Origin of the sequence: Pseudoalteromonas sp. MQS005, from assembly GCF_001661605.1 — a bacterium.
GTDB lineage: Bacteria > Pseudomonadota > Gammaproteobacteria > Enterobacterales > Alteromonadaceae > Pseudoalteromonas > Pseudoalteromonas tetraodonis.
Genome location: NZ_LYRQ01000013.1, coordinates 23394 through 45183, shown reverse-complemented (window position 1 = coordinate 45183; position 21790 = coordinate 23394). Strand labels below are relative to the sequence as shown.

Below are 21790 nucleotides of genomic sequence, written 5' to 3'. Positions count from 1 at the left end.
CACAATTTATACTTTGGATGTATTTTTATGTCAGTTACTATTTATCATAATCCGCGTTGTTCAAAATCACGCGAAACCCTTAACCTATTACAAAGTAAAAACATTGAACCGAGTGTTGTTGAATACTTAAAAACACCCCTTTCTCATGAGCAAATTAGTACCTTAGTTTCTCAACTTGGGTTTAATTCGGCACGAGATTTGATGCGCATCAAAGAAGAGCAGTACAAAGCGCTTAATTTAAAAGATGAAAACAGCGAGTCAGTGCTTATTGATGCCATGGTCAATCACCCAAAACTAATTGAGCGCCCTATTGTAGTAAATAACAATAAAGCCGCCCTAGGTCGCCCGCCTGAAAACGTATTAAGCGTTCTATAATGAGCACAACCATCGTGGTGCTGTATCACTCAAGCCATGGCTCAGTAGAGGCTATGGCGCATGAGATTGCAGAGTCAATAGAGCAACAAGGCGCAACCGCATTACTGCGTACTTTTGTGGCCAAAAACCCGCATGACATTGTGATCAGTAAAGATGATTTAGTTGCATGCGACGGGCTTGCATTTGGTACGCCGACCCGCTTTGGCATGATGGCCTCACAAGCAAAAACGTTTTGGGAAACCACCAGCGATCTTTGGCTCAAAGGCCAACTTATCGATAAACCTGCCTGTGTGTTTTCATCATCAAGCAGTATGCATGGTGGCAATGAAGCAACCCTACTCAATTTGTCATTGCCTTTGTTACACCATGGGATGATGTTGATGGGCGTACCTTACGATGTACCTGAGTTGCTCGGCACCGAAACAGGAGGAACACCTTATGGCGCCTCTCACGTTGCAGGTAGCAATAACAGCTCAACCCTGAGTAAGGATGAAATTAAAATATGTCAAAGCGTAGGAAAACGCCTGACTCAAGTTGCGAGTAAACTTAAATGATTCAAGCAAGCGAGCCTGCTAAAAAACCGATTACCATTAAATTTCAGCGCCTAGCCTTATTTGGTTATATTGGTCTGCTTATTTTAATGCCGTTATGGATGTTTGTATTAGCCCCTAGAGACGGCCACAGTAACACCTTTCTTTTCTTAGTATATGTATTGCCACTATTACTGCCATTAAAAGGCATATTACAAGATAAAACCTACACCTATGCGTGGGCTAATTTTATTGTTATGTTTTACTTTATTCATGGCTTTACATTGCTGTGGGTCGCACAAGATGAGCTTATATGGGTATTACTTGAGTTATTATTTGCCTCATCTATGTTTATTGGCTGTACTTATTATGCGCGCCATAGAGGGCAAGAACTTGGGCTTAAAATTCGCAAGCTTAAAGATGAGCTCGCTGAAGAAAAAGCCGCACACGAGCACGATAAAAACAATCCGTAATAAATACCCAACAATGCAAAAACGCGCTAATTAGCGCGTTTTTTTGTAGCAAAACATTAACTTTTAAACTAACTCGCTTAAAGCTGCCAGCCCCACAATACAGGCTAAACCTAGTTGTGCAACAAGACTAAAAACCGACATCATTCGTATTAAAAACAATCCCCATGGGTGTTTTACATGCGGATACAATGAGCAACGCTTTAAGTTCGTTGCAAAGAAAAAACACACCACCGCCGTCATGGTCATAAAAAGAGTAAGCTCACTTTTTATAGTGATGTTTTCATCAAAAAAGAAGAATAACTGTAGCGGTAATAATAAAGCCACAACCGCATGTAGCACATGCACCTTTTTAATTCGCTCTAGCTGTCCCTCTGGCGATAACTCTTTAATACCAAAGTCACGCTCAAGGCACTTAACTAAGTTGCTGGCTTTTATACTAACCGCTAATCGGTAACAACTTAACCCCTCGTTATTTCGCGCTCTAAAGTCATACCCTGCTTTGAGCAGTAAAATCATTAACGATTCGTTTTTACTTATCACCGCGTAATGCAGCGCCGTATTACCTTGGCCGTCTACCGCTTTTTTATCTTGGTACTGCAGGAGTGTTTCTACTACATTTACGTAGCCTTTTTCTGCCGCCCACATAAATGCTGTTTTATCATCTGTATCGGTTAAGGTGCCCGTGGCGCCTTGCTCAATAAAGCGCATTGCCATGGTTTGCTTAGCTTTTTTCTTGTTTAAATGCGCAAGTAAGGCATTTTCTAACAACACAATAGAGTCAACATCAGGAGACACCTGAGTTAATAAAGTAAAGTAATCTTTGCCAGCAGCCACTTTTTCGCTGGTCAGCTCTGCTAAGTGATCAATATCAGCAATCGACTGGGGAATATGCGCACTTAAACGCTCTCTAAAATCGACCTCTTTCCAAATAGATAAGGTATCTTCAGCTGAGAGCTTTGCACCTTGCTCTAGCGCATGCTCTATCAGAGTAAAAAAGCGTTTACTAAAAAATAAGCTAATTAAAGAAAGTGGCGTTTCAATGTTATTTTGTGCCGACACACTTGCATACTTTTCAAGTCGCTGACACAGCATTAGCACAATATTTTCTATGCTGTAATCATTGGCAAAATAATGCTCTTTCAGTGCAGCAATATACTCTTGTGCGTTTTCATCATATTCAGAAATATGCTGAAAATAACACTCTTCAAATGGCTCTAAGGGGGTTAACCAGGTTAAATAATAAATTGGGGGTAAAACAGTGGTGCATACACCATTATCTTCTTCAGTAGAGCGACAGGCGGGCCAAGCTTCTAAAGCATCTAAAATGAAGGCACCGTTTTGTTCAACCAGCCCTTTGACCAGTAACGGGTATTCCTTTGGCCAAATTAGTACATTTTCCATTAAAACAACACAACTCCAGTGTAGCTCGGGTGAGTAGTCAGTTATAACAGTATTTAGCTGACACCACGCTTAATCAAAGAAGCCAATATTCTACCACAGCTAGGTAGCCAAGCTAGCGTAAACTCATGCAATATAGGCCAAAATACAAAAGCAGCTAACGACATCTGCCATTAGCTGCTTTTAAGGTTGGAGCTGTTAATTGCAAAAGTACTAGCTTTGCTGAAGTTCTGCTGTGACTTGGTCTAATCCCACATCAGAAATACGTTGAATGATCTCTTTTTGCTTAGCACTGAGTAACGAAATTCCCTCTGCAACAATATCGTATACTTTCCACTGGTTGTTGTTACCTAAACGCAGTTTAAAATGCAAATCAATGGTTGGCTTATTGGGTTCAATAATTTGCGTTTTTACCGTAGCAAATTTAGAGTCGCTTGCAGCAGCGTCTTGCTCAAATATTACATCCTGCCCTGTGTACTTCATAAGCGCACCGGCATAAGTCCCTGTTAAGTAATGCTCTACAGCATTAATAAACGCAACACCTTGGTCGCGGTTAATACCTTTAATATGCTTACCTAATAATTTAAACGACACAAACTTAACATCAATATGTGGCATTAAACGCTGCTGAACAATTAACGACATGGCTTCTTTGCTGGCATCGCCTTTGGCATTTACCTGTCCAATATCGTTAAATAATGATTCTGCTACAGTTTGCAATAACTGCTTAGGTGATGGCTGCGTTTGTGCATACAAAGTGCTACTGAAAAAAACAGCAATAACCACTAAAAGCTTTATAAGTTTCATAAAAAATGCATAGTTTAAATAATTAATTTAAGCGTAATTTACGCAAATAACAGGCAATAAAAAAGGCATAAATAAGCAACTTATTAATGCTTAATTGGCACCAATTGAATTAATTAAATAAATTCAATTGGTTAAATAAATCAGTTAACAAGCCATATACAAGCGGCTTTTTGTCCTCATTGAAAACACCAATTCACCGCCCTTATTATCCCTTTACTATTTTGACTTAAACCCTAGTTGGCCGTTATGAAAACCTCATACAACAGACTTTTAGTTCTTGTTTTTACCCTGTTTATATTGGCTACCAAAGCCGCTTATGCATCCTCTAACCATGGTTATGCCGTCGATTTATTAAAAGGAGAAGGCAATGTAACAGGGGCAAAGCTTGCGTATCAATATCACCCTCAAGAAATGCAAAACTTTGTCGGCGATGCTCGTTTTTATTTAGAAACCAGCGTTAACGTGTGGCAATACCGCCATGATCAACAATCGCAATCCAACGGAGTCTTAGCTGTGTCACCGGTAGTGCAATTTCCAGCATTTAGTGTATACAACACCCCCTTTTATGTAGAGGCTGGCATTGGTTTTTCATTACTTGATGAGCGCTATTTTGCTGGTAAAAACCTAAGTACTCACTATCAGTTTGAAGATAGGATAGGCCTAGTGGCAGATTTTGGTGAAACTAATGTAGCGCTGCGAATTATTCACTATTCAAACGCCGGGTTTAAAGCGCCAAACCCAGGCATTAACTTTTTAACGTTATCGGTGGCACAACGGTTTTAATTGCTTATTTACAGCCCTAGAGAGGATTGCAGCTTTTATTTAAAGTGGTCATAATTATCGCTTAATAAAAAATAAGAGCATCGCAATGCAAATTTGGCAAATCGTACTCGTTATCGTGATTGTACTGGCTATTGTTATCGGCAATTTAGTACTGCTGCGTTTAAGTGCAAAAAGCGAGTTTAAACCCTCAGCACCACGCTCATCTGCGCAAAGCAAAGAAACAAAAAAGCCCTGAATAATCAGGGCTTTTTTTCGTTTAAATGATTGTTCTAGCCAACTAACCAGTGTGCCATTAAGGCAATAACTGGCAAGGTTACTAAAGTTCTGAGAATAAAAATAACAAATAACTCAAAAATATTAACCGGTATTTTACTACCTAATAAAAGTGCGCCCACTTCAGACATATAAATAAGTTGCGTTACACTCATTGCCGCAATAATAAAACGTGTTACATCGCTTTCAATTGAGCCTGCGGCTAAAATAGACGGAATAAACATATCTGCAAATCCCACCATAATCGTTTGCGCCGCCATTTCGGCTTCAGGTATTTGTAGTAATTCTAAAAATGGAATAAACGGCATACCTAAATATTGAAATATTGGCGTGTACTCAGCAATAATTAAAGCAAATGTACCCACAGCCATTACCACAGGTAATACTGCAAACACCATATCAAATGCGTTGTGTAAGCCCTCTTCAATTGTGCCTTTTAAGCCTGGTGCTTTTTCTGCTTTAGTTAATGCAACATCAAGTGAATGCTTAAATAATGTTTTGCCTTCAGGAACCAATTCAGCGTTTCCATCGGGCTCTTCACCATCAATAAGCACGTCCTTTTTAAAACGCAGTGGCGGTAAACGCGGAACAATTATCGCAGCCACTACACCCGCTAAACACACGGTTAGGTAAAAAGGTGCAAATAAATATTCAAGCTTTACTTGGCCAATAACAACCAAACAAAAGGTAATTGATACAGCAGAGAAAGTGGTACCAATAATCGCAGCTTCACGTTGAGTGTAGTATTTATCTTCATACTGGCGTGCAGTCATCAAAATACCGACACTGCCATCACCTAACCACGAAGCAACACAGTTAACTGCACTGCGCCCTGGTACGCCAAACAATGGACGCATTACTTTAGTAAGTAAGGTACCCACCAGCTCAAGTAAACCAAAATTAAGTAATAACGGCAGTAACAAGCCCGCTAAAATAAACACCGAAAACAACACCGGTAGTAAATCTTTTAATACTAATAAACCGGTATTTTCTGAGGTAATAGCATGCGGCCCAACTTGAAAATAAGTTAAAAGCACAAACGCCATACCAAATAACCGTGTTACTAACCAAATCCAACTCACATTAAACAAATGATTTAATAAGCGAAATTTGGTTAAGCTTTTCGGTTTAAACACACTAAATATCAACGATATAACGCCAGTAATACAAATAATTGTCGCTATTAGCCCTAGTGCTATTTCACTAAATAAGGCTTGAATTGCTTTTGCCATTACCGCAATAGGGATCGTCATTATTTCGCCAGACGGTACTGGCGTCATAAACAAAAACACACCGATTAATGAAGGAATTAAAAAAACCAACCACACTTTCAAATCATAACTTTTTTGGACTGGTGCTGGGCGTGATGAATCTAACTGAGACATATTTTCAACCTGTAAAAACCACAAAAAGAGCAAAAAGCTCTTTTTGTGGGAAGTATTTATAATTATTAAATTTTAATACCGCGCTTAATTAGCGCCGCTTCTAATGCTTGTTGTAACCCATTCATTGTACCTGGTTCAAGCGTTTCGCCTTTGTCATCCATCCACGTTAGACTGGTGCCACCTTGTTTGGTTTTGCTAACCAAAATTTGGTATTGACCTTCATCAATTGGAAGCTCTGTTGGTTCATCGCCCCAAATTGAATCCCACACACTGGTTTCTACTTTCGCATAATCTGCTGTAATTAAACCTGTCTCTTGGTTTATTTCAACAATAGTAAAAGATAAACGCTCTAAGAATCCAGAAAAGCGATCGAATACCGTATCGTAAGCCTGCTCAGTAACAAGTGCGGCATTGCCTTTGTTATCAAACCCGAGTTCTAACGAGATGATCCCTTGGCGCTTACGCATATCAACTTCAAGCTGACGGTAGCGGTAATCAAACTCACTCACTACTTGGTTAAGTGCACGCACTTCAAGCTGTTGTTTTAATAAATCAGTTAGCGGCTTATCACCTTTAAAATCAATAAGCTCAGCGGTTAACGAGGCAGTGCGTTGGTGTTCTTTTTCTTCAATGGTAAATTTAAAACGCTCTAAATCAACGCTTTCATCATTGCCCCATAACCAGCTTTCTTCAGGCTTTACAATAGCGTACCAATCGGTTACGAGTGTTCCTTGCGTTTTATCTTGCTGTGTTGCGTTAATGTTATTATCAGCAAGCACGGCTTGAATCGAATCCCAAATGAACACATCTAAATCTTCAATGCCGTCATTTTTATCAAAATAAATACGCGCTTGTTTATCTGCTTCCTCAACCCAACTGCCTTTAGCAATGGTTAAAACTTGCGCCGGCGGACGATAGTTTGTTGCCTCCGGATTATTATCATATTGACCAACATCCATTTTATAAACAGGATCTTGAGCGGGTTGAGATAACGATGCAGGCGCTTTAACCGGCTCATGGGCGCGGTAATTACGCTCATTATGAGCATCACTTGTAAATACACTACACCCTGACAAACTTACCAATACACTTACTGCTAGTGCTTTTGGGATCCAATACTGCACAGATAATTCTCCTTAGCATACCCTTAATTGTTTTAACAAATATATGAGTGGGTAATGCCGATTTGGTTCAGTGTAAAATCAATATTAACTTTACATTTATAATTTGCTTGCCTAACTGCATTCAGCCTATGAGATAACAAACGGACTAGGCTACAAATAGACACATTTTTGCTATGGTACTTTCACAAGCTTGTAAAAACAAGAAACACTGCACTATTAACCGCCTAAAATTAACCGCTGCTATAGTTTAACGCGGGTTTTGTGTTAAACTTTGCCGCCGTGCAACGCTACGTGTTTATTTTTTTGTTGCCAAGTCGGTTGTTTTCATCCAAGTAACTTAGGTACTTTAAAACCCATGACTGCATTTTCAAATCATCAAATTGTTTTAACCGCAATTGGCGAGGATAGATCGGGCATCGTCAGTGAACTTACGCAACTCGTAAGCGATTGCCACTGTAATATTATAGATAGCCGTATTGCAATTTTAGGCAACGAATTCACCTTTATTATGCTACTTAGCGGTGATATGTCAGCCATTAGCCGCATAGAGCATACATTACCGACCAAAGGCATGGAGCTTGGCCTGCTCACTATGATGAAGCGTACTTCAAGCCATAATCAAAGCGAGTTTTGTGCAGGCTATACCTTAGAATATACCGGCATAGACACCCCTGGCACATTAAGTAAAGTAACGCGTTTTTTTGCAGATAATAATATTAATATTTGCTCATTAAAGTCAGACACCTACGAAGAAGAAACTGAGCTAAAAATGCGTTGTGAACTTGAATTTAATATTCCCGTTGATGTTGATATTGACCAATTTAAAATTAGTTTTGAAAACCTTTCGCACGTTTTAAACGTAGATTACATCTTTCGACGTATTCGCTAAGGAGTTTAGCATGAACAAAATTACCCCATTACAAAGTGGCGACACAGCACCGGCTTTTAGCTTACAAAACCAAAATGATGAAACCGTCGTGCTCAGCGAGTTATTAAAAGAAAAACAAGTACTGGTGTACTTTTACCCTAAGGCGTCAACGCCTGGCTGTACCGTACAAGCCGAAAACCTGCGTGACCAACAAGCCGAGCTTGCTAAATTTAACACCCATGTTGTTGGCATAAGCCCAGATCCGATTAAGCGTCTTAAAAACTTTGAAACAAAAAAAGAGCTTAACTTTGACCTACTCTCAGATGAAGATCATGCCATTGCTGAGGCATTTGGGGTGTGGGGCTATAAAAAGTTTATGGGCAAAGAGTACGACGGTATCCACCGCCTCACTTTCTTAGTAGGCCAAGACGGTAAAATTAAACACTTGTTTGATAAATTCAAAACCAAAGATCACCACCAAGTGGTATTAGATTATTTAGCAGCTGAATAAAGGCTAAAGGCTAAAGGCTAAAGGCTAAAGGCTAAAGGCTAAAGGCTAAAGGCTAAACAAGATAAAATAAAAGCGTTGCTCAAGGGCAACGCTTTTTTGTATTTATCGCTTTAGTACTTTAGCATTCCTGCCGATAGTTAAATTAGTAACGAATAACATTATGGATAATAAATCGTGATACAGCTAAATAAACACTCAGCCTTTGACATTAAAATTACAGCCGAAAAAACAAATATTACACAACAAACAAAAGACACAACAAAAAATCAGGACAACACTGATTATCAATTATCAGACAGAGAGCGTAATAAGCTCTCAGGAAAAGAGGCTGAGCAAAACGCTGAAAAAGCAACAAATTCAGAAATGCCTGAATATATCGCAAAAATGATAGAGCAACTTAAAGAGCTAAAACAGCAGCTTGAAGAACAAAAAGAACAACTCACTCAATTACAAGCTCAATTCGATCCGGAAGACGAGGTCATACAAGCACAAATTGAAGCACAGGCAAATATTGTTTCATCAACACAATCTCAAGTAGTCGCGCTGGTACAAATGATTAGCCAAGCCATGAAAGACGCCGGTATTACTGACGCAGGTGCACTTGTTAGTGCCATTGTTTGAATTTTCAGAGCCAAGTATTCAGCCTTATACAAATCTACCTTACAAAGGCGGCTTTATTTTTATCATAGGCTTATTATTTCAATGATAAATATGCCTACCCTAGCGGTTAAAAAACCACGTTGTGTTTGCGTTCTCACTCTTCATCTAACAGTGCTTGCTGATAAATTTTATTAAACTGTTCAGCAGGTAAGTCTGCCGCAAAGTGGTAGATAAGCGCTTTATACTCATCGCTTTGAATTAATTTTGAGAGTGTATTATTAAAGTCCTGCATAAATTTTATATTTTCTTCACTGCGCTCACACATTAAATGCCCAACAGTAAACGATGTTTTTAATTTCAAATCAAAGGAGTGAATATCAGCGTCTGTTATATCGTGCCAATACGTGGCTACATCGCTGGGGTATTCAATAGACGCATCAAACTCTTGCAACTTCGCTAATTGTTGTAATCTAGAGAATATATTAGTGGGAGCTGGTTTTATTTTTGTTTTATCTACCTCTTCAAGTAGAGACATAATGTCTTCGGAGAATATTCTGAATTTTGATAACCCCAACCTTAATTCACTTTGTGACACCAACTCGTCTAAATTTTTTATATGTTTAAATTGAGCCAAGCTATTTGGAGAATAAAGTCGCGGTGCGAGATACAAAGAGAACGGCTTTGATATTAAATAGCGGCTTGCTCGTTCTGACGTGTTAATTTTATTGGCAAAACAATGACTAATGCCAAATTGCACCTCCGCATTGGTATCTGGCGCTTTTACAAACTCAATTCTGTAATCTCGCATTTCAGCCAAAATTAACTTATAAAGCTGCGCGTCGAGTGATTTTCCTTCGGTAACTGAGTTCAGTCGTAGCAAAGACTCATCGTTACTACTTAATACGATTTTTGTTTTATTTGCGTCAAACTCTGCAAAACGCGTATTTTCATAATCTGATTTATATAATGCCTGCAACCGTCCCGATGATTTTAATTTTGGCATTGTTTGGTCAAATTTTCTCGCCAAGGCTTTCCCTTTTTCATTATTCGAAAAGGCTAAATAAATAGGCCTTGCTGGCACAACCTCTACATAATTAAGCTTTGATTTGTACTCTTTGGGAATGTTGTAGTCAAAATCAACGAAAGCATCTATGCGTTTATTGAGTAGCAGTGCCACTGCGTTTTCAATAGTAGAAGCCGGGTAATAATCGTGTGGGTATTCAATAAACTTATCGAAATTGTAGCCATCAAGCCAGCTTAATACTTTGTTGTTTAAATCAGACAGTTTATTAAACTTATGAGCAGAATCTACAAAATACGCATTAATTGGGTAATCGTAGTCTAAATACCAATTAGGATAATAAGCTAAAGGAATATCCTCTTTAGCAACACCAACAACAATATCATATTGTTTTTGTTCAAATAAATTGGTGATTCGTTTGTAAGTACTAAAATCGAACTCGAGCTGTTCATCCGCATAAACTTCTTTTAATAATTCAATATAAACGCCTGTTTCATCCGGATTAGTGTAATCAACCCAGTGAGTCACGCCCACTTTTACAGTAGCAAAAGCCGAGTTTATAAAAACATAAGAAAAAACAAACAACAGTAGTAGGTATTTAACCAAGCGCATTCTCCCAATCACTTAGTTTAATATATGCACCACCAGTGCACTTTGCAAACTTAGGTGTTAGTTTGGTACTTTAAAAAGGTTCAAGGTTCAAGGTTCAAGGTTCAAGGTTCAAGGTTCAAGGTTCAAGGTTCAAGGTTCAAGGTTCAAGGTTCAAGGTTCAAGGTTCAAGGTTCAAGGTTCAAGGTTCAAGGTTCAAGGTTCAAGGTTCAAGGTTCAAGGTTCAAGGTTCAACAAAATAAAAACAAAAGCGCTGCTCAATAACAACGTTTTTTAGTATTAGCTTTGCTTAAAAGTCATAGAAAAGTTTGTGATAGTAATATCTTAGGTAATTTGTTAAAACTATATAAATTAAATAAATGAGCGTGACATAGTAGAAACCTGCGCGACGCGCGGACTAGAAAATAGTAAGGTGCAAGGAGTAAATATCAAGCGAATGAGCAATATTAATTTAATTGATTTACGCATTAAAATAATGCTAGAAGTTTTAAGCTTATGCTCAATAAACATCTCTGATGATTTTAATTCTCAAATTATTTCAATACTCGAATTAGACAATATCCGTGACTATGGATTTGTAATAGATTCTTTGTATCTGCTCGAAGATACTCAACTAGCTAAGGATGACTTCTACAATCATGGAATCAATATACATGAATCGAGAAACGAAAAATTTGGTGAAGCATACTTACGCATGTACGGAATATTCAATGCCTGTTATCTTCAGCTACAAGCTTTAATAGCACTATCTTCTAAATTAAAAATACCATTTTCAAAGAGTGAGGCGGACCAGTTACCAATCTTTCTATTTAGGACGTATTACGCTTCACACACCGTAAACACAGGATATAGCTCTGATAGACGTTCTTATATTCTCGACCGACATGCACTATTAAATGGTTCTGTTGAAGGCTATTCGTCAAATACAAATGGTGAAGATCATTTTGTAAAGGCAGACATCCTCGAACTCTTATATGAGTGGGATCATTTCCTAGCCAAAAATCTTAAATCCATGTCATCAAAGTTTACTGATAAAATTGAAATTATTCCTCACGATGAATTCGATTTATCTAAGATCTCGGAGCTTATTAAGTCAGAAGCTGAAATAGAATCATAATGCACCTAACAAGCAACTAATCAGGAGAAATAACTATTGGTTTTAGGTAAATCGATAATGCGATGTTTATTTTTATTATATCTGTTTAGATTTGGCTCTTCTGCTGCATCATGCATTCAAACTGATGATCAAGTTGCAGCATGGAACTTAAAATACAATCATTTATTTAATGTAAGTGTACAGAAAAATAATAGTTCATTTTCCGTTACAGTATATTTACCAGAGAAAATTAAAGAAGAGATGTTTAATTTTGTTTGGGTTGCAGTAGGTGAGCAAGATGACCCACTATTTGCCATACCAACAACTGTGGTCAAAGAAGAAGGAAAGACAAAAGCTTGGTTTATTGCTAAACCTCTTAATGGCGAAAAGTATGCATTTATTTTTAGCTATGGAAAAGGTTGCGGCATTGAAATTGAAGTACCTGTTGAGTTTAAAGAAAAAACATAACAACCATAATGGAGTTTGAAAATGAGAAAAGAGTTCGAATTCACAGTTAAGGGTCATAAAATTAAAATTGTTAACTCATGGTTTGGTGGTGCAAAACTATATGTTGATGGCGATTTTCGTGATCAACATTCTACTTTTATTGCTAATGGCAAAACGGCACTTCTTTCAGCTAAACTTGCTGACCTTGGTATTTTAGAGATTTTCCCCATATCTGCTTTAATATCTGTAGAAATGGATGCATTTTTAATTACGGACGATGAAAGGTTGCAAGTATACAGCTCAGATAAGCGTTTAAACTTAACACAGCAGCGATTAGCAAAATAAACACATAGGTAAAATATGAAACTATTAATGGCCCCTTTATTACTCCTTATTGCTGGATGCAGTAGTGTTGCGCAAAAAGATGAACAATATTCGCCGTGCTCTGAGGCATGGTTTAACTATGTTGAACAGCAAATTAATACCGGTGACGGTTATGGACATGGGCCAGACATTGGCTCTTTAGAATGGCGCTCTGTGATCATGTTTAAACTCGGTATTAGAGATAAGCCAAATGTACCAGAATTAAATACACAGCTGTGGTGTCAGTTTATTGATGAAAATTATATTTAAAGCCAGCTTAACTTTATGAGTTGAAATTTGTTTAGTTAGGTTGGGTTTATAACCCAACCTTGTATCTACGTAATATAACTTAACGCAGAGCAGCTTACAGCTGCTCTTTAACTAATCCCCAAATACTTATGTACTTGAATTGATAAGCGCCAGTTTTTGACGATACAAGTATCAATGGCTAATTTAGTGGCTGAGGTTTTTTGGCTGATTGGCTGCAAATATACCAGTTTTGGGTTTACGCCGGTGGCGGTAAATAGCTCTTCCAGTTCTTCTACGTGTTTTTGCATAGCAACCGGGTGTTTAATTTCATCGGCGCGTTGCATAGCACTGCTCAATACTTTGTAACCACCGCGCATATTAATTTTTGGCGATACCGTGACCCACGTTTGTGCAGGGGCGAGTATTTCGAAGGTGCCACTGGTTTCTATTTGTGTGCTAAAGCCATGATCATGCAGTAAATTACATACTGGGTTCAAATCATACATGCAAGGTTCGCCACCGGTTATAACAACATGCTTGGCGGTATAGCCACGGGATTTAAATAACTCAAGTACCTGCGCTGCACTGGCCTCGGCCCAATGATCTGAGTCGGCTTTTTTTTCTACCGTGTCATCAAGTGATACTTTATATACGTTATCAACATCCCAGGTTTGCTTTGTGTCGCACCATGAACATCCCACAGGGCAACCTTGCAGGCGTAAAAAAATAGACGGCGTACCAGTAAAACTCGCTTCACCTTGAATGGTTTCAAACACTTCATTAATTTTGTACAAAAGAAATCTCACTTACAACCTGACGGCAAAATTGTTACTATTAGAAATCACAAAGCACGGTGCAAAAATTGTCATTTATGCCTTGGCCGTGTAGTATATCGCGCCCTGATATAAACCTCTATCAAAACTAAAGAGCAAACCACGTATGACGCAAAAAGTAGTTGTTATTTATTCCGGCGGTATGGACTCATTTACTGTATTAAATAAAGCCCTGCAGCAAGGCCATGATGTTTATGCCCTCTCGTTTGATTATGGTCAGCGTCATGTCAAAGAACTTAAAGTCGCCGCCAGCGTATGTGAAAAGCTAAATGTACCGCACAAAATTGTTGATATATCGGCAATTAATCAGCTTATTGGTGGTTCGTCGTTAACAGACGATATTGATGTGCCAGAAGGCCATTACGAAGAAGAAAGCATGAAAAGCACCATTGTGCCTAATCGCAACATGATTTTACTTTCTTTAGCGGTAGGTTATGCGGTGTCGCTTAAAGCAAGCAAAGTATATTACGGTGCGCATTCGGGCGATCATGCTATTTACCCAGATTGCCGCCCTGAGTTTGTTAAAAAGATGGATGATGTGTGTCGTATTGCTAATTACGATGCGGTAGAAATTTTTAGCCCGTATTTAAATAATACTAAAATCGATATTTTAACCGATGGTATTAAAATGGGATTAGACTACAGCCAAACATGGACCTGTTATAACGGTCGTGATAAGGCCTGTGGCAAATGTGGCGCTTGCCAAGAACGTTTAGAAGCCTTTGAGCTGAACAACGTAACCGACCCGCTTGAATACGAGTAAAGTTTAAAATAAGCACACTATAAGGCTACCAAGGGTAGCCTTATAGTATGAAAAAACATTAAAGCCAGCGTTTTACCCGCGATTTGTAATCCTCAAATTGCTCACCAAATAACTGATGTAACGCCCGCTCTTCGGGAATGATTTGAAACAGCGTTAAATAACCAACGTAGCCCACAATACCTAAAAAAGCCCAAATAGAGCTTAGCCACACGCCCCACCCCGCCAGTATAAAAGCAAAGCCTAAATACATAGGGTTACGTGAGAGTTTATATACCCCTGAGGTAACTAAGCTTGTTGCTTGCTCAGGTTTATTTGGTAGTACCGTGGTTTTGGCTAAACGAAAACTGACGACCCCAGCAATACAAAAGAAACAACCTATAGCGACTAATCCTAATGCTAGGTAAGTTATGAAGGCGGTAAAGTCTATTACTGTGTAATGCGCAATCAGTGCCATAACAGCAGCGAAAAATACCACAACGACAACCGGTGGAATTTTATTATTTAACATACCTATTCCTTGTATCGATTAAAAAAACTACATGGTTACTATATGGTGGCGGCACAAATAATAACAATGACTTTATAAATACAAATAAAGTTACAATTAATTAGCTTTATCGGCGCTTAATTATGGTTATAATTTAAACTTAAAATAAAATTAAAGGAAGTAATTATGTCTGGCACAACAATGATAGTTCTCATTGTACTTATTTCTGTAGGTTCGGGGGTTATTTACGATATGTATAAAAAGCACCTTGAGTTTAAACATAAAGTTCAAGACAACAATCAAGATGCTCATAAGCAACTAGCAGAAGTAACCGCGCAAGTGACTGAACTCAAACAGCGAGTACAAACACTTGAAGCCATTGTTACCGACTCAAGCTATAGCGTAAAACAAGAAATAAACAAACTATAGCTGTACCTTAGTTATAAATAATTAGGGTATAAATGTGCATTTTCTGGCTGCTCTATACCATGGGCAGCTAAAAACCCGCCAATGGCTTGTCCACACCCTTGGGGTGCCCTGCCGCTGTCTATTTCAAAGTTTAACTGATTCGCCTCTTGCTTACCCATAGAACATAAACTAACTGAACTTGGTGAACGCATGGCAATGCTTAGCTCCCCGACCTGCTCTGCGTGTACATCTTTACTAAAGCGCGCAAAGCCTTGGTATTTAAAATGCTCACTCACATACTCGTTACTTACAGCAACCAGTGCGGCAATAAAGCTATGTAAAAAGCTGTTGGTTGTTGCATCAGGTGCTAAAAATGACAAAGTTTTATTATTAAATTCGCTTAGCTGACAACTATCGCAATGAAGTTTAACCGTATACACCTGCTCGCCGGTGATTATGGCTTGGCAGTTAATTAGCGCAATTTTATTATCCGCAAACACCAGGCGCTCTATCAGGTCGTTCAATGGAATATTTTTAAACGATGTGCTTTTAACAAGCTCAGGGTTTTGCGCCATAACAGGTAAATCATGATGATTATTAAACGGCGTGCTGGTTGCGCCTTGATGCTGCAGCTGAAAAAGCTCTCTTACTTCATGCTCGCGTGCCACTTTCAATGCTAAAAATGCTGTTTGAATAAGCTCTGAGGTTGGCAAATTTTGCTCTACTGGCCAGCGACGACCAAACAGTAACTTTTTTGCTTTGTTCTCAGCACGGTAATTATCTGGACTAAGTACCGCCACTTGCAGATAAATATCACTGTTTTTTTCTGCAGCTAACACACTAAAGTGAGTAGAAAAACTAATGTCGTTAAGCACTTCATTAACGCTGGCTAGCGTATGTTTGTAACGTAAAAAATGCTGGGGAACAATCCAATTATTATTGGCCAATTGCACTAACGGTGCATACGAAATCGGTTGCTCGTAACTGTGTTGCCACTTTTGCCCATCGCCTAATAATGGCTCAATTTTTATATTTTTATCTGACATATATAAACCAAATAAATCCGCCTGATGGCAGGATATTAACTATGAAGCACTTTACGTAGTTAATCACAAAAACCGATCACACTGACAGGAGTATTTAGCATTCAAATACTCGTTGATACTCTGTTATAACTTTTTGATAGTAAAGTCTATCTTTATTGAGCATTCGAGTATAATGGTTAATCAATTGCTGCTGATATTGATGATGTTGTGGATTGTGTTTATCCCACATTTGAGCACCGGTTTGAGTGAGTGTTTGGCTGGCATTTACACTAACGTGTAATACTTCGTAAAAACGTTTGTTTTCAACAATAATTTGCTCGTTTTCGAGCTTTAAATTACAGGCATTTAAACCTGCACGCACTTTGTAAAGATGCTGAATGGGGCAAATAATAAAACTGAGTTGGTGCAAGCTTTGCGGGTTGTTGGCAATAATTTGTTCAATAAGCTTTAAACATAAATCGCCCCCCACACCAGCAATAACCACCACTTGCTTTGCAGCTGTTGGCAATTTAATTTGCGCAACATCTTCGCAGCGCACTTGCCATGAAGGTAAAAATTTACCTTGCTCAAATTGTTGCAGCGACTGTTCGAGCGCTTCCATTAACGTTGGAATAATATCCACAAAATTTATATGTTTTGCTATACCGCGCTCAAGTAACGCCATCCCTAAAAAGCCATGATCGCAGCAACAATCCCAAACAATATCGTAAGGCTCTGTAATTAATGAATTGATGGCGTTTAAACGTTTACTCAGTTTCATTTAACTCACTATGTTTTTGTTTTGTACACCAATGCTTTTAAGCTTTTATCGCTATCAATTTCAATAAAGCGATCAGTCGGTTCTAGGCGTTTAACAAACTCAATAGCACCTTGAGTATGTTCTTGAATAAGTGCTTTAAAGTCGTTTTCTGAAAGCTCTGGGCTATTAGCGCATAACAACAGCTGTGTAGTATCGTTTAAAAGCTCAGGAAGTCTGCGCAGCACTTTTTGGTAGTCTTTTGTTAATATAAAACTGCCTTTTTGAAAGCTGGGTGGATCAACAATAATTAAATCAAACGGTACGGCTTTTTTTAGCTTACCAAACGACTTTAAAATATCATGCGGTAAAAAACTGACGCCCCTATCAACATTGTTTAATTGATGGTTTTGCTTACCGACTTTTAACACGCCTTTGCTCATATCCATGTTCATCACATGATCGGCACCGCCGTGCATAGCCGCTACCGAAAAACCACAAGTATAAGAAAACAGGTTAAGTACTTTGGCATGTTTACTATTTTGCATGACAAACTCACGGCCTTTTCGCATATCTGGAAAAATACCGGTGTTTTGCTTACTCATTAAATCAACCAAAAAACGCACACCATTTTCGGCTACGCTATGGCGCGCGGGCAATTGCCCGTGAACAAGGGTGTTATGGCTTTGCAGCCCCGCTCGCTGCTGATACACCAATGCAGTAATTAGCTCTGGATGATGTTGTTGTGCCCACTGCCATAACGTATCGGTGAGCGTAGTGAGTGTTACCTCATCAATTTCACTGTATGACACCAAAAACAAACTCGGTGGATAAAAGTCTAAGTTAATATGGCTTAGCGCTTCTACGCTGTGGCCGCGACCATGAAATACGCGGCATAATTCGTTATCTGCAAAAGGCGTGTCTGCTAATGCATTAATAAGAGGAGTAAAATCGATTGTCATTTAATTAATCAACTGTTGTTGTAGTTCATGTATTTCATCGCGTACAGAGGCGGCTTTTTCAAATTCTAAATCACTGGCGTAGGCATGCATTTTGGTTTCAATCTGCTTAATTTGCGTGGCAATTTCTTTCGCACTAAGAATTTTTTTAGACTCTTTACGAATAAGCTGTAAGTTATCTTGCGGTGAAGCATCTTCACCTACATCCATTACATCGAGTATCTTTTTGATCAGTGCTTTAGGCTCAATACCGTGCTTAACATTATAAGCATGCTGTATATCGCGGCGTCGCTGGGTTTCATCAATGGCTTTGGCCATCGACTTAGTGATTCTATCACCGTATAAAATAGCACGACCATCAAGGTGGCGCGCAGCACGGCCTATGGTTTGAATAAGCGAGCGAGCTGAACGTAAAAAGCCCTCTTTATCGGCATCTAAAATAGCAACTAGTGCCACTTCTGGCATATCTAAGCCTTCACGTAGTAAGTTAATGCCTACTAACACATCAAACACACCGGCTCGTAAATCACGAATAATTTCAACCCGCTCTACGGTGTCTATGTCAGAGTGCAAGTAGCGTACTTTTACATTGTGCTCACTCAGGTAGTCGGTTAAATCCTCAGCCATGCGTTTGGTCAGTGTTGTTACTAACACGCGCTCGCCTTTTTCAACACTTTTATAAATTTCTGAGAGTAAGTCATCAACCTGATCGCCAACCGGACGCACTTCTATTAATGGATCAAGTAAGCCGGTTGGACGAATAACTTGTTCAGCAACCTCGCCATTGCTGCGCTCTAATTCAAAATCACCCGGTGTGGCCGACACATAAATAGTTTGCGGTGCAATGGCTTCAAATTCTTCAAAACGCAGTGGACGGTTATCCATGGCCGAGGGCATTCTAAAACCGTATTCAACGAGGTTTTCTTTACGACTTCTATCGCCTTTATACATAGCGCCAATTTGCGAGACAGTTACGTGCGATTCATCAATAATCATTAATGCATCGTCGGGTAAATAATCAAGTAATGTCGGCGGTGGATCGCCAGGTGTGCGCCCCGATAAGTAACGACTGTAGTTTTCAATGCCTGAGCAATAACCAAGTTCGGTCATCATTTCTATGTCGTATTGTGTACGCTGCGCAATACGTTGCTCTTCAACTAATTTATTAGCGCTGAGTAATTGTGCCCTGCGCTCTTTAAGCTCAACTTTTATTTTTTCGATGGCTTCGAGTATTTTTTCTCGTGGCGTTACATAGTGAGTTTTAGGGTAAATAGTTGCACGCACTATATGTTTTTCAACAGCACCAGTGAGGGGGTCAAAAATACTTAGGCGTTCAACTTCATCATCAAACATTTCTACACGTACTGCATAGGTATCTGATTCAGCGGGAAATATATCCACCACTTCGCCGCGAACACGATATGTACCACGACTAAAATCAATATCGTTACGGGTGTATTGCAGCTCTGCAAGGCGGCGCAGCATATCGCGCTGGTCGACTTTTTCGCCCACTTTTAAAAGCAGCATCATTTTCATGTATGAATCAGGATCGCCCAGACCATAAATCGCCGATACCGACGCAACGATTATGGTATCGCGACGCTCTAACAGCGCTTTAGTGGCGCTGAGCCGCATTTGCTCAATATGTTCATTGATGGATGCATCTTTTTCAATAAAGGTGTCACTGGCTACCACGTAGGCTTCTGGTTGGTAGTAATCGTAGTAAGATACAAAGTACTCAACCGCATTATGCGGGAAAAATTCTTTCATCTCGCCGTATAATTGCGCCGCTAAGGTTTTATTGTGCGCCATAATAATAGTGGGGCGATTTAAATCACTAATGATGTTAGCCATCGTGAAGGTTTTTCCCGTCCCTGTTGCGCCCAATAAGGTTTGATGAGCAAGCCCTGCTTCTAAACCTTCGCACAACTGAGCGATAGCGGTAGGCTGATCCCCAGCGGGTTTAAATTTTGATTCTAACTGAAAATGATCGCTCAATGACTACACTCCTGTAATGCTTGACTGCTTAACGCTTCAATTTCTTTCATAAACCACTTATAGGCTACAAGGGCTGTGAATAAATTACCAATGGCCGCGCCAATAAACAAGCCGATTAAACCTGCCAGTTCATTCCCGATATACGCAAAGGGAACATAAAAAATAAATAACCGAATGACGCTCAAAACTAAGGCGTTCATGGGTTTGTGTAAAGCGTTAAACGAGGAGTTGGATAAAATGATCACTCCTTGCAAACCATAACTTAATGGAATGGTATAAATAAACAGCTTGATGACATCAACAACCGCTTGCTCCTTACCAAATATTTCACTGATGACGCCTGAGAACATAATTAATAAAATATAAATAACAAACTGCCATAACATCACAAATTTTAAGGTTCCTAGGTAGGCATCCTTTACGCGAGAAAAATGACTGGCTCCAAAGTTTTGACTAATAAAAGGTGGCAAAGTCATCGATAATGCTAATACCACCAAACTCGCTATTGATTCTATTCGACTCCCTACTCCAAAAGCAGCCACAGCCTCTGGACCATGATGTGCAACCAATGCTGTCATTACTGCCATAGCAACCGGTGTTAGCATGTTAGCACCTGCTGCGGGTAAGCCTATTTTTAATATTTTACGAATAGCTCCAATAACCGTTTGCGACCCTGCTTTTAAACTCAATAAGCGCTTTTTAGCAATTAATAAGTATAAAATAATTGCCACAGCAACTGCCCATGCTATAACACTGGCGATGGCGGCTCCTTTAATGCCAAACGCAGGAATGGGGCCAAAACCAAAAATAAGTACAGGATCGAGTACCGCATTGATAAGCCCCGCTCCACCCATAATAATACTCGGTGTTTTAGTATCGCCACTGGCACGCAGTACAGAATTACCAATCATCGGGGTAATTAAAAATACACTGCCTAAAAACCAAATACTGATATATTCATGAATGAGCGGTAATACTTGCTCCCCAGCTCCGAGTAAAGTAAAAATAGGATCAATCAATAAATAGCCACACGTAGATAAAACCAACACTAATACCACCGCAATCAACAACGATATACTGGCATCAAAACGCGCTTCTTCAATATTGTTACTGCCTAATGCTTTTGCTATTACCGCTGAGGTACCTATGCCTAAACCAATCGCTAAACTAATAACGGTAAAAGTGACGGGAAATGTAAAGCTCACTGCAGCAAGCGGCTCAGTACCCAATAAGCTAATGAAAAAAGTATCAACTATGTTGAACATCATTAGGGTGATCATCCCAAAGATCATCGGAATGGTCATTTTCTTTAATGTAGGCAAGATTGGGGCGGTGAGTAAATCAGGGCGAGTATGTGATTGAGAATGTGCGCGCATAAAATAAATAAGCCTCTTTTACTGAACGGCATATTTTAAAGCATCCGAGCTGTTCAAGCCATGCTTTATTAAATCTAAACAATTAATTAAACGTTTAATCTACAAACTGTTATTTTTATGCCTTTGTAAACAAATTTTGCGCTAACACACTAAAAACCAAATAAAATACATTTATGTAACTTTTGCAACATTTATTTTTTAGGTTTTGTTGATTTATCACACAGTCAGAGACTGTGTTTTATCGTCACGAAAAATTTTATTTATCGATTAAG

26 protein-coding genes are annotated in these 21790 nt (G+C 39.1%); 14 read left to right on the top strand and 12 right to left on the bottom strand.

The annotated features are described in order from the left end of the window. Window positions 1–27: 27 nt before the first annotated feature. From arsC to A9479_RS06675, 3 genes are read left to right on the top strand one after another with little or no spacing between them, the layout of a single operon-like run. Window positions 28–375, top strand: a complete 348-nt coding sequence (arsC, locus tag A9479_RS06685) for an arsenate reductase (glutaredoxin) (protein ID WP_013465254.1) — start codon at window positions 28–30, stop codon at window positions 373–375. Continuing rightward, window positions 375–929, top strand: a complete 555-nt coding sequence (wrbA, locus tag A9479_RS06680) for an NAD(P)H:quinone oxidoreductase (RefSeq protein WP_013465255.1) — start codon at window positions 375–377, stop codon at window positions 927–929. The genes arsC and wrbA overlap by 1 nt, the downstream gene beginning before the upstream one ends. Continuing rightward, window positions 926–1378 carry a DUF2069 domain-containing protein gene (locus A9479_RS06675; protein WP_013465256.1) on the top strand — a complete coding sequence of 151 codons (453 nt, stop codon included), beginning with the start codon at window positions 926–928 and terminating at the stop codon, window positions 1376–1378. The genes wrbA and A9479_RS06675 overlap by 4 nt, the downstream gene beginning before the upstream one ends. Before the next feature lie 63 nt (window positions 1379–1441). Here the strand turns inward: A9479_RS06675 and A9479_RS06670 are convergent, their stop codons facing one another. Together A9479_RS06670 and A9479_RS06665 are read right to left on the bottom strand one after the other, a co-directional pair. Continuing rightward, complete coding sequence (locus A9479_RS06670; RefSeq protein WP_013465257.1) at window positions 1442–2779, bottom strand: ankyrin repeat domain-containing protein; 1338 nt, start codon at window positions 2777–2779, stop codon at window positions 1442–1444. A gap of 210 nt (window positions 2780–2989) precedes the next feature. After that, window positions 2990–3583: a phospholipid-binding protein MlaC gene (locus tag A9479_RS06665; protein ID WP_064662990.1), complete on the bottom strand. Its 594-nt coding sequence runs from the start codon at window positions 3581–3583 to the stop codon at window positions 2990–2992. 246 nt (window positions 3584–3829) lie between these two features. On the opposite strand from A9479_RS06665, the gene A9479_RS06660 reads away from it, so the two are divergent. Both A9479_RS06660 and A9479_RS19655 read left to right on the top strand, forming a co-directional pair. Continuing rightward, entirely contained in the window at window positions 3830–4366 is a 537-nt protein-coding gene (locus tag A9479_RS06660) for an acyloxyacyl hydrolase (RefSeq protein WP_064662989.1), read from the top strand. Window positions 4367–4451: 85 nt separating this feature from the next. Beyond that, window positions 4452–4601, top strand: coding sequence for a DUF2897 family protein (locus A9479_RS19655; RefSeq protein WP_076916055.1), 150 nt, complete (start codon window positions 4452–4454; stop codon window positions 4599–4601). Between the two features lie 34 nt (window positions 4602–4635). Here A9479_RS19655 and A9479_RS06655 read toward each other — a convergent pair whose 3' ends face one another. Both A9479_RS06655 and bamC read right to left on the bottom strand, forming a co-directional pair. Then, window positions 4636–6024 carry a YjiH family protein gene (locus A9479_RS06655; protein ID WP_064662988.1) on the bottom strand — a complete coding sequence of 463 codons (1389 nt, stop codon included), beginning with the start codon at window positions 6022–6024 and terminating at the stop codon, window positions 4636–4638. 65 nt (window positions 6025–6089) lie between these two features. Next, complete coding sequence (gene bamC / locus A9479_RS06650; protein ID WP_064662987.1) at window positions 6090–7148, bottom strand: outer membrane protein assembly factor BamC; 1059 nt, start codon at window positions 7146–7148, stop codon at window positions 6090–6092. Between the two features lie 355 nt (window positions 7149–7503). Here bamC and A9479_RS06645 point away from each other — a divergent pair, with 355 nt between their 5' ends. The 3 genes from A9479_RS06645 to A9479_RS06635 all read left to right on the top strand — a co-directional run bounded on the left by A9479_RS06645 (window position 7504) and on the right by A9479_RS06635 (window position 9148). Beyond that, on the top strand, window positions 7504–8037 hold the full coding sequence (locus A9479_RS06645; RefSeq protein ID WP_013465263.1) for a glycine cleavage system protein R: 534 nt from the start codon (window positions 7504–7506) through the stop codon (window positions 8035–8037). A 10-nt stretch (window positions 8038–8047) separates the two neighbouring features. Further along, entirely contained in the window at window positions 8048–8527 is a 480-nt protein-coding gene (gene bcp, locus A9479_RS06640; RefSeq protein ID WP_024601114.1) for a thioredoxin-dependent thiol peroxidase, read from the top strand. A 174-nt stretch (window positions 8528–8701) separates the two neighbouring features. Then, entirely contained in the window at window positions 8702–9148 is a 447-nt protein-coding gene (locus A9479_RS06635) for a hypothetical protein (RefSeq protein ID WP_064662986.1), read from the top strand. A 133-nt stretch (window positions 9149–9281) separates the two neighbouring features. Here the strand turns inward: A9479_RS06635 and A9479_RS06630 are convergent, their stop codons facing one another. Beyond that, on the bottom strand, window positions 9282–10760 hold the full coding sequence (locus tag A9479_RS06630; RefSeq protein WP_064662985.1) for an ABC transporter substrate-binding protein: 1479 nt from the start codon (window positions 10758–10760) through the stop codon (window positions 9282–9284). A 433-nt stretch (window positions 10761–11193) separates the two neighbouring features. Between A9479_RS06630 and A9479_RS06620 the strand changes: the two genes are divergently transcribed. Genes A9479_RS06620 through A9479_RS06605 form a run of 4 tightly spaced genes read left to right on the top strand, consistent with a single transcriptional unit; the run spans window position 11194 to window position 12933 of the window. Then, window positions 11194–11874 (top strand): hypothetical protein, encoded by a 681-nt coding sequence (locus A9479_RS06620; protein ID WP_064662983.1) that lies wholly within the window; start codon window positions 11194–11196, stop codon window positions 11872–11874. A gap of 57 nt (window positions 11875–11931) precedes the next feature. Beyond that, a complete protein-coding gene (locus tag A9479_RS06615; protein ID WP_064662982.1) occupies window positions 11932–12321 on the top strand; it encodes a hypothetical protein in 390 nt (129 codons plus the stop codon). Between the two features lie 21 nt (window positions 12322–12342). Continuing rightward, window positions 12343–12645 carry a hypothetical protein gene (locus A9479_RS06610; protein WP_064662981.1) on the top strand — a complete coding sequence of 101 codons (303 nt, stop codon included), beginning with the start codon at window positions 12343–12345 and terminating at the stop codon, window positions 12643–12645. A 15-nt stretch (window positions 12646–12660) separates the two neighbouring features. Beyond that, window positions 12661–12933, top strand: a complete 273-nt coding sequence (locus A9479_RS06605; RefSeq protein WP_036954102.1) for a hypothetical protein — start codon at window positions 12661–12663, stop codon at window positions 12931–12933. A gap of 107 nt (window positions 12934–13040) precedes the next feature. Here the strand turns inward: A9479_RS06605 and queE are convergent, their stop codons facing one another. Beyond that, a complete protein-coding gene (gene queE, locus A9479_RS06600) occupies window positions 13041–13706 on the bottom strand; it encodes a 7-carboxy-7-deazaguanine synthase QueE (RefSeq protein WP_036954123.1) in 666 nt (221 codons plus the stop codon). Window positions 13707–13851: 145 nt separating this feature from the next. Here queE and queC point away from each other — a divergent pair, with 145 nt between their 5' ends. Beyond that, window positions 13852–14508, top strand: a complete 657-nt coding sequence (gene queC, locus A9479_RS06595) for a 7-cyano-7-deazaguanine synthase QueC (protein ID WP_013465272.1) — start codon at window positions 13852–13854, stop codon at window positions 14506–14508. Window positions 14509–14566: 58 nt separating this feature from the next. Here queC and A9479_RS06590 read toward each other — a convergent pair whose 3' ends face one another. Beyond that, a complete protein-coding gene (locus tag A9479_RS06590) occupies window positions 14567–15016 on the bottom strand; it encodes an isoprenylcysteine carboxylmethyltransferase family protein (protein WP_013465273.1) in 450 nt (149 codons plus the stop codon). A gap of 165 nt (window positions 15017–15181) precedes the next feature. Between A9479_RS06590 and A9479_RS06585 the strand changes: the two genes are divergently transcribed. Next, window positions 15182–15424, top strand: coding sequence for a hypothetical protein (locus tag A9479_RS06585; RefSeq protein ID WP_013465274.1), 243 nt, complete (start codon window positions 15182–15184; stop codon window positions 15422–15424). Between the two features lie 11 nt (window positions 15425–15435). Here A9479_RS06585 and A9479_RS06580 read toward each other — a convergent pair whose 3' ends face one another. The 5 genes from A9479_RS06580 to A9479_RS06560 form a co-directional block, all read right to left on the bottom strand. Next, window positions 15436–16449 (bottom strand): hypothetical protein, encoded by a 1014-nt coding sequence (locus A9479_RS06580; protein WP_013465275.1) that lies wholly within the window; start codon window positions 16447–16449, stop codon window positions 15436–15438. Between the two features lie 94 nt (window positions 16450–16543). Next, entirely contained in the window at window positions 16544–17209 is a 666-nt protein-coding gene (locus tag A9479_RS06575) for a tRNA (adenine(22)-N(1))-methyltransferase TrmK (RefSeq protein ID WP_064662980.1), read from the bottom strand. An 8-nt stretch (window positions 17210–17217) separates the two neighbouring features. Then, a complete protein-coding gene (locus A9479_RS06570) occupies window positions 17218–18147 on the bottom strand; it encodes a class I SAM-dependent methyltransferase (protein WP_064662979.1) in 930 nt (309 codons plus the stop codon). Then, window positions 18148–20142: an excinuclease ABC subunit UvrB gene (uvrB, locus tag A9479_RS06565; protein ID WP_064662978.1), complete on the bottom strand. Its 1995-nt coding sequence runs from the start codon at window positions 20140–20142 to the stop codon at window positions 18148–18150. It abuts the gene before it with no gap. Beyond that, on the bottom strand, window positions 20139–21518 hold the full coding sequence (locus A9479_RS06560) for an MATE family efflux transporter (protein WP_033104422.1): 1380 nt from the start codon (window positions 21516–21518) through the stop codon (window positions 20139–20141). Before A9479_RS06560 ends, uvrB begins: the two co-directional genes overlap by 4 nt. Window positions 21519–21790 lie beyond the last annotated feature (272 nt).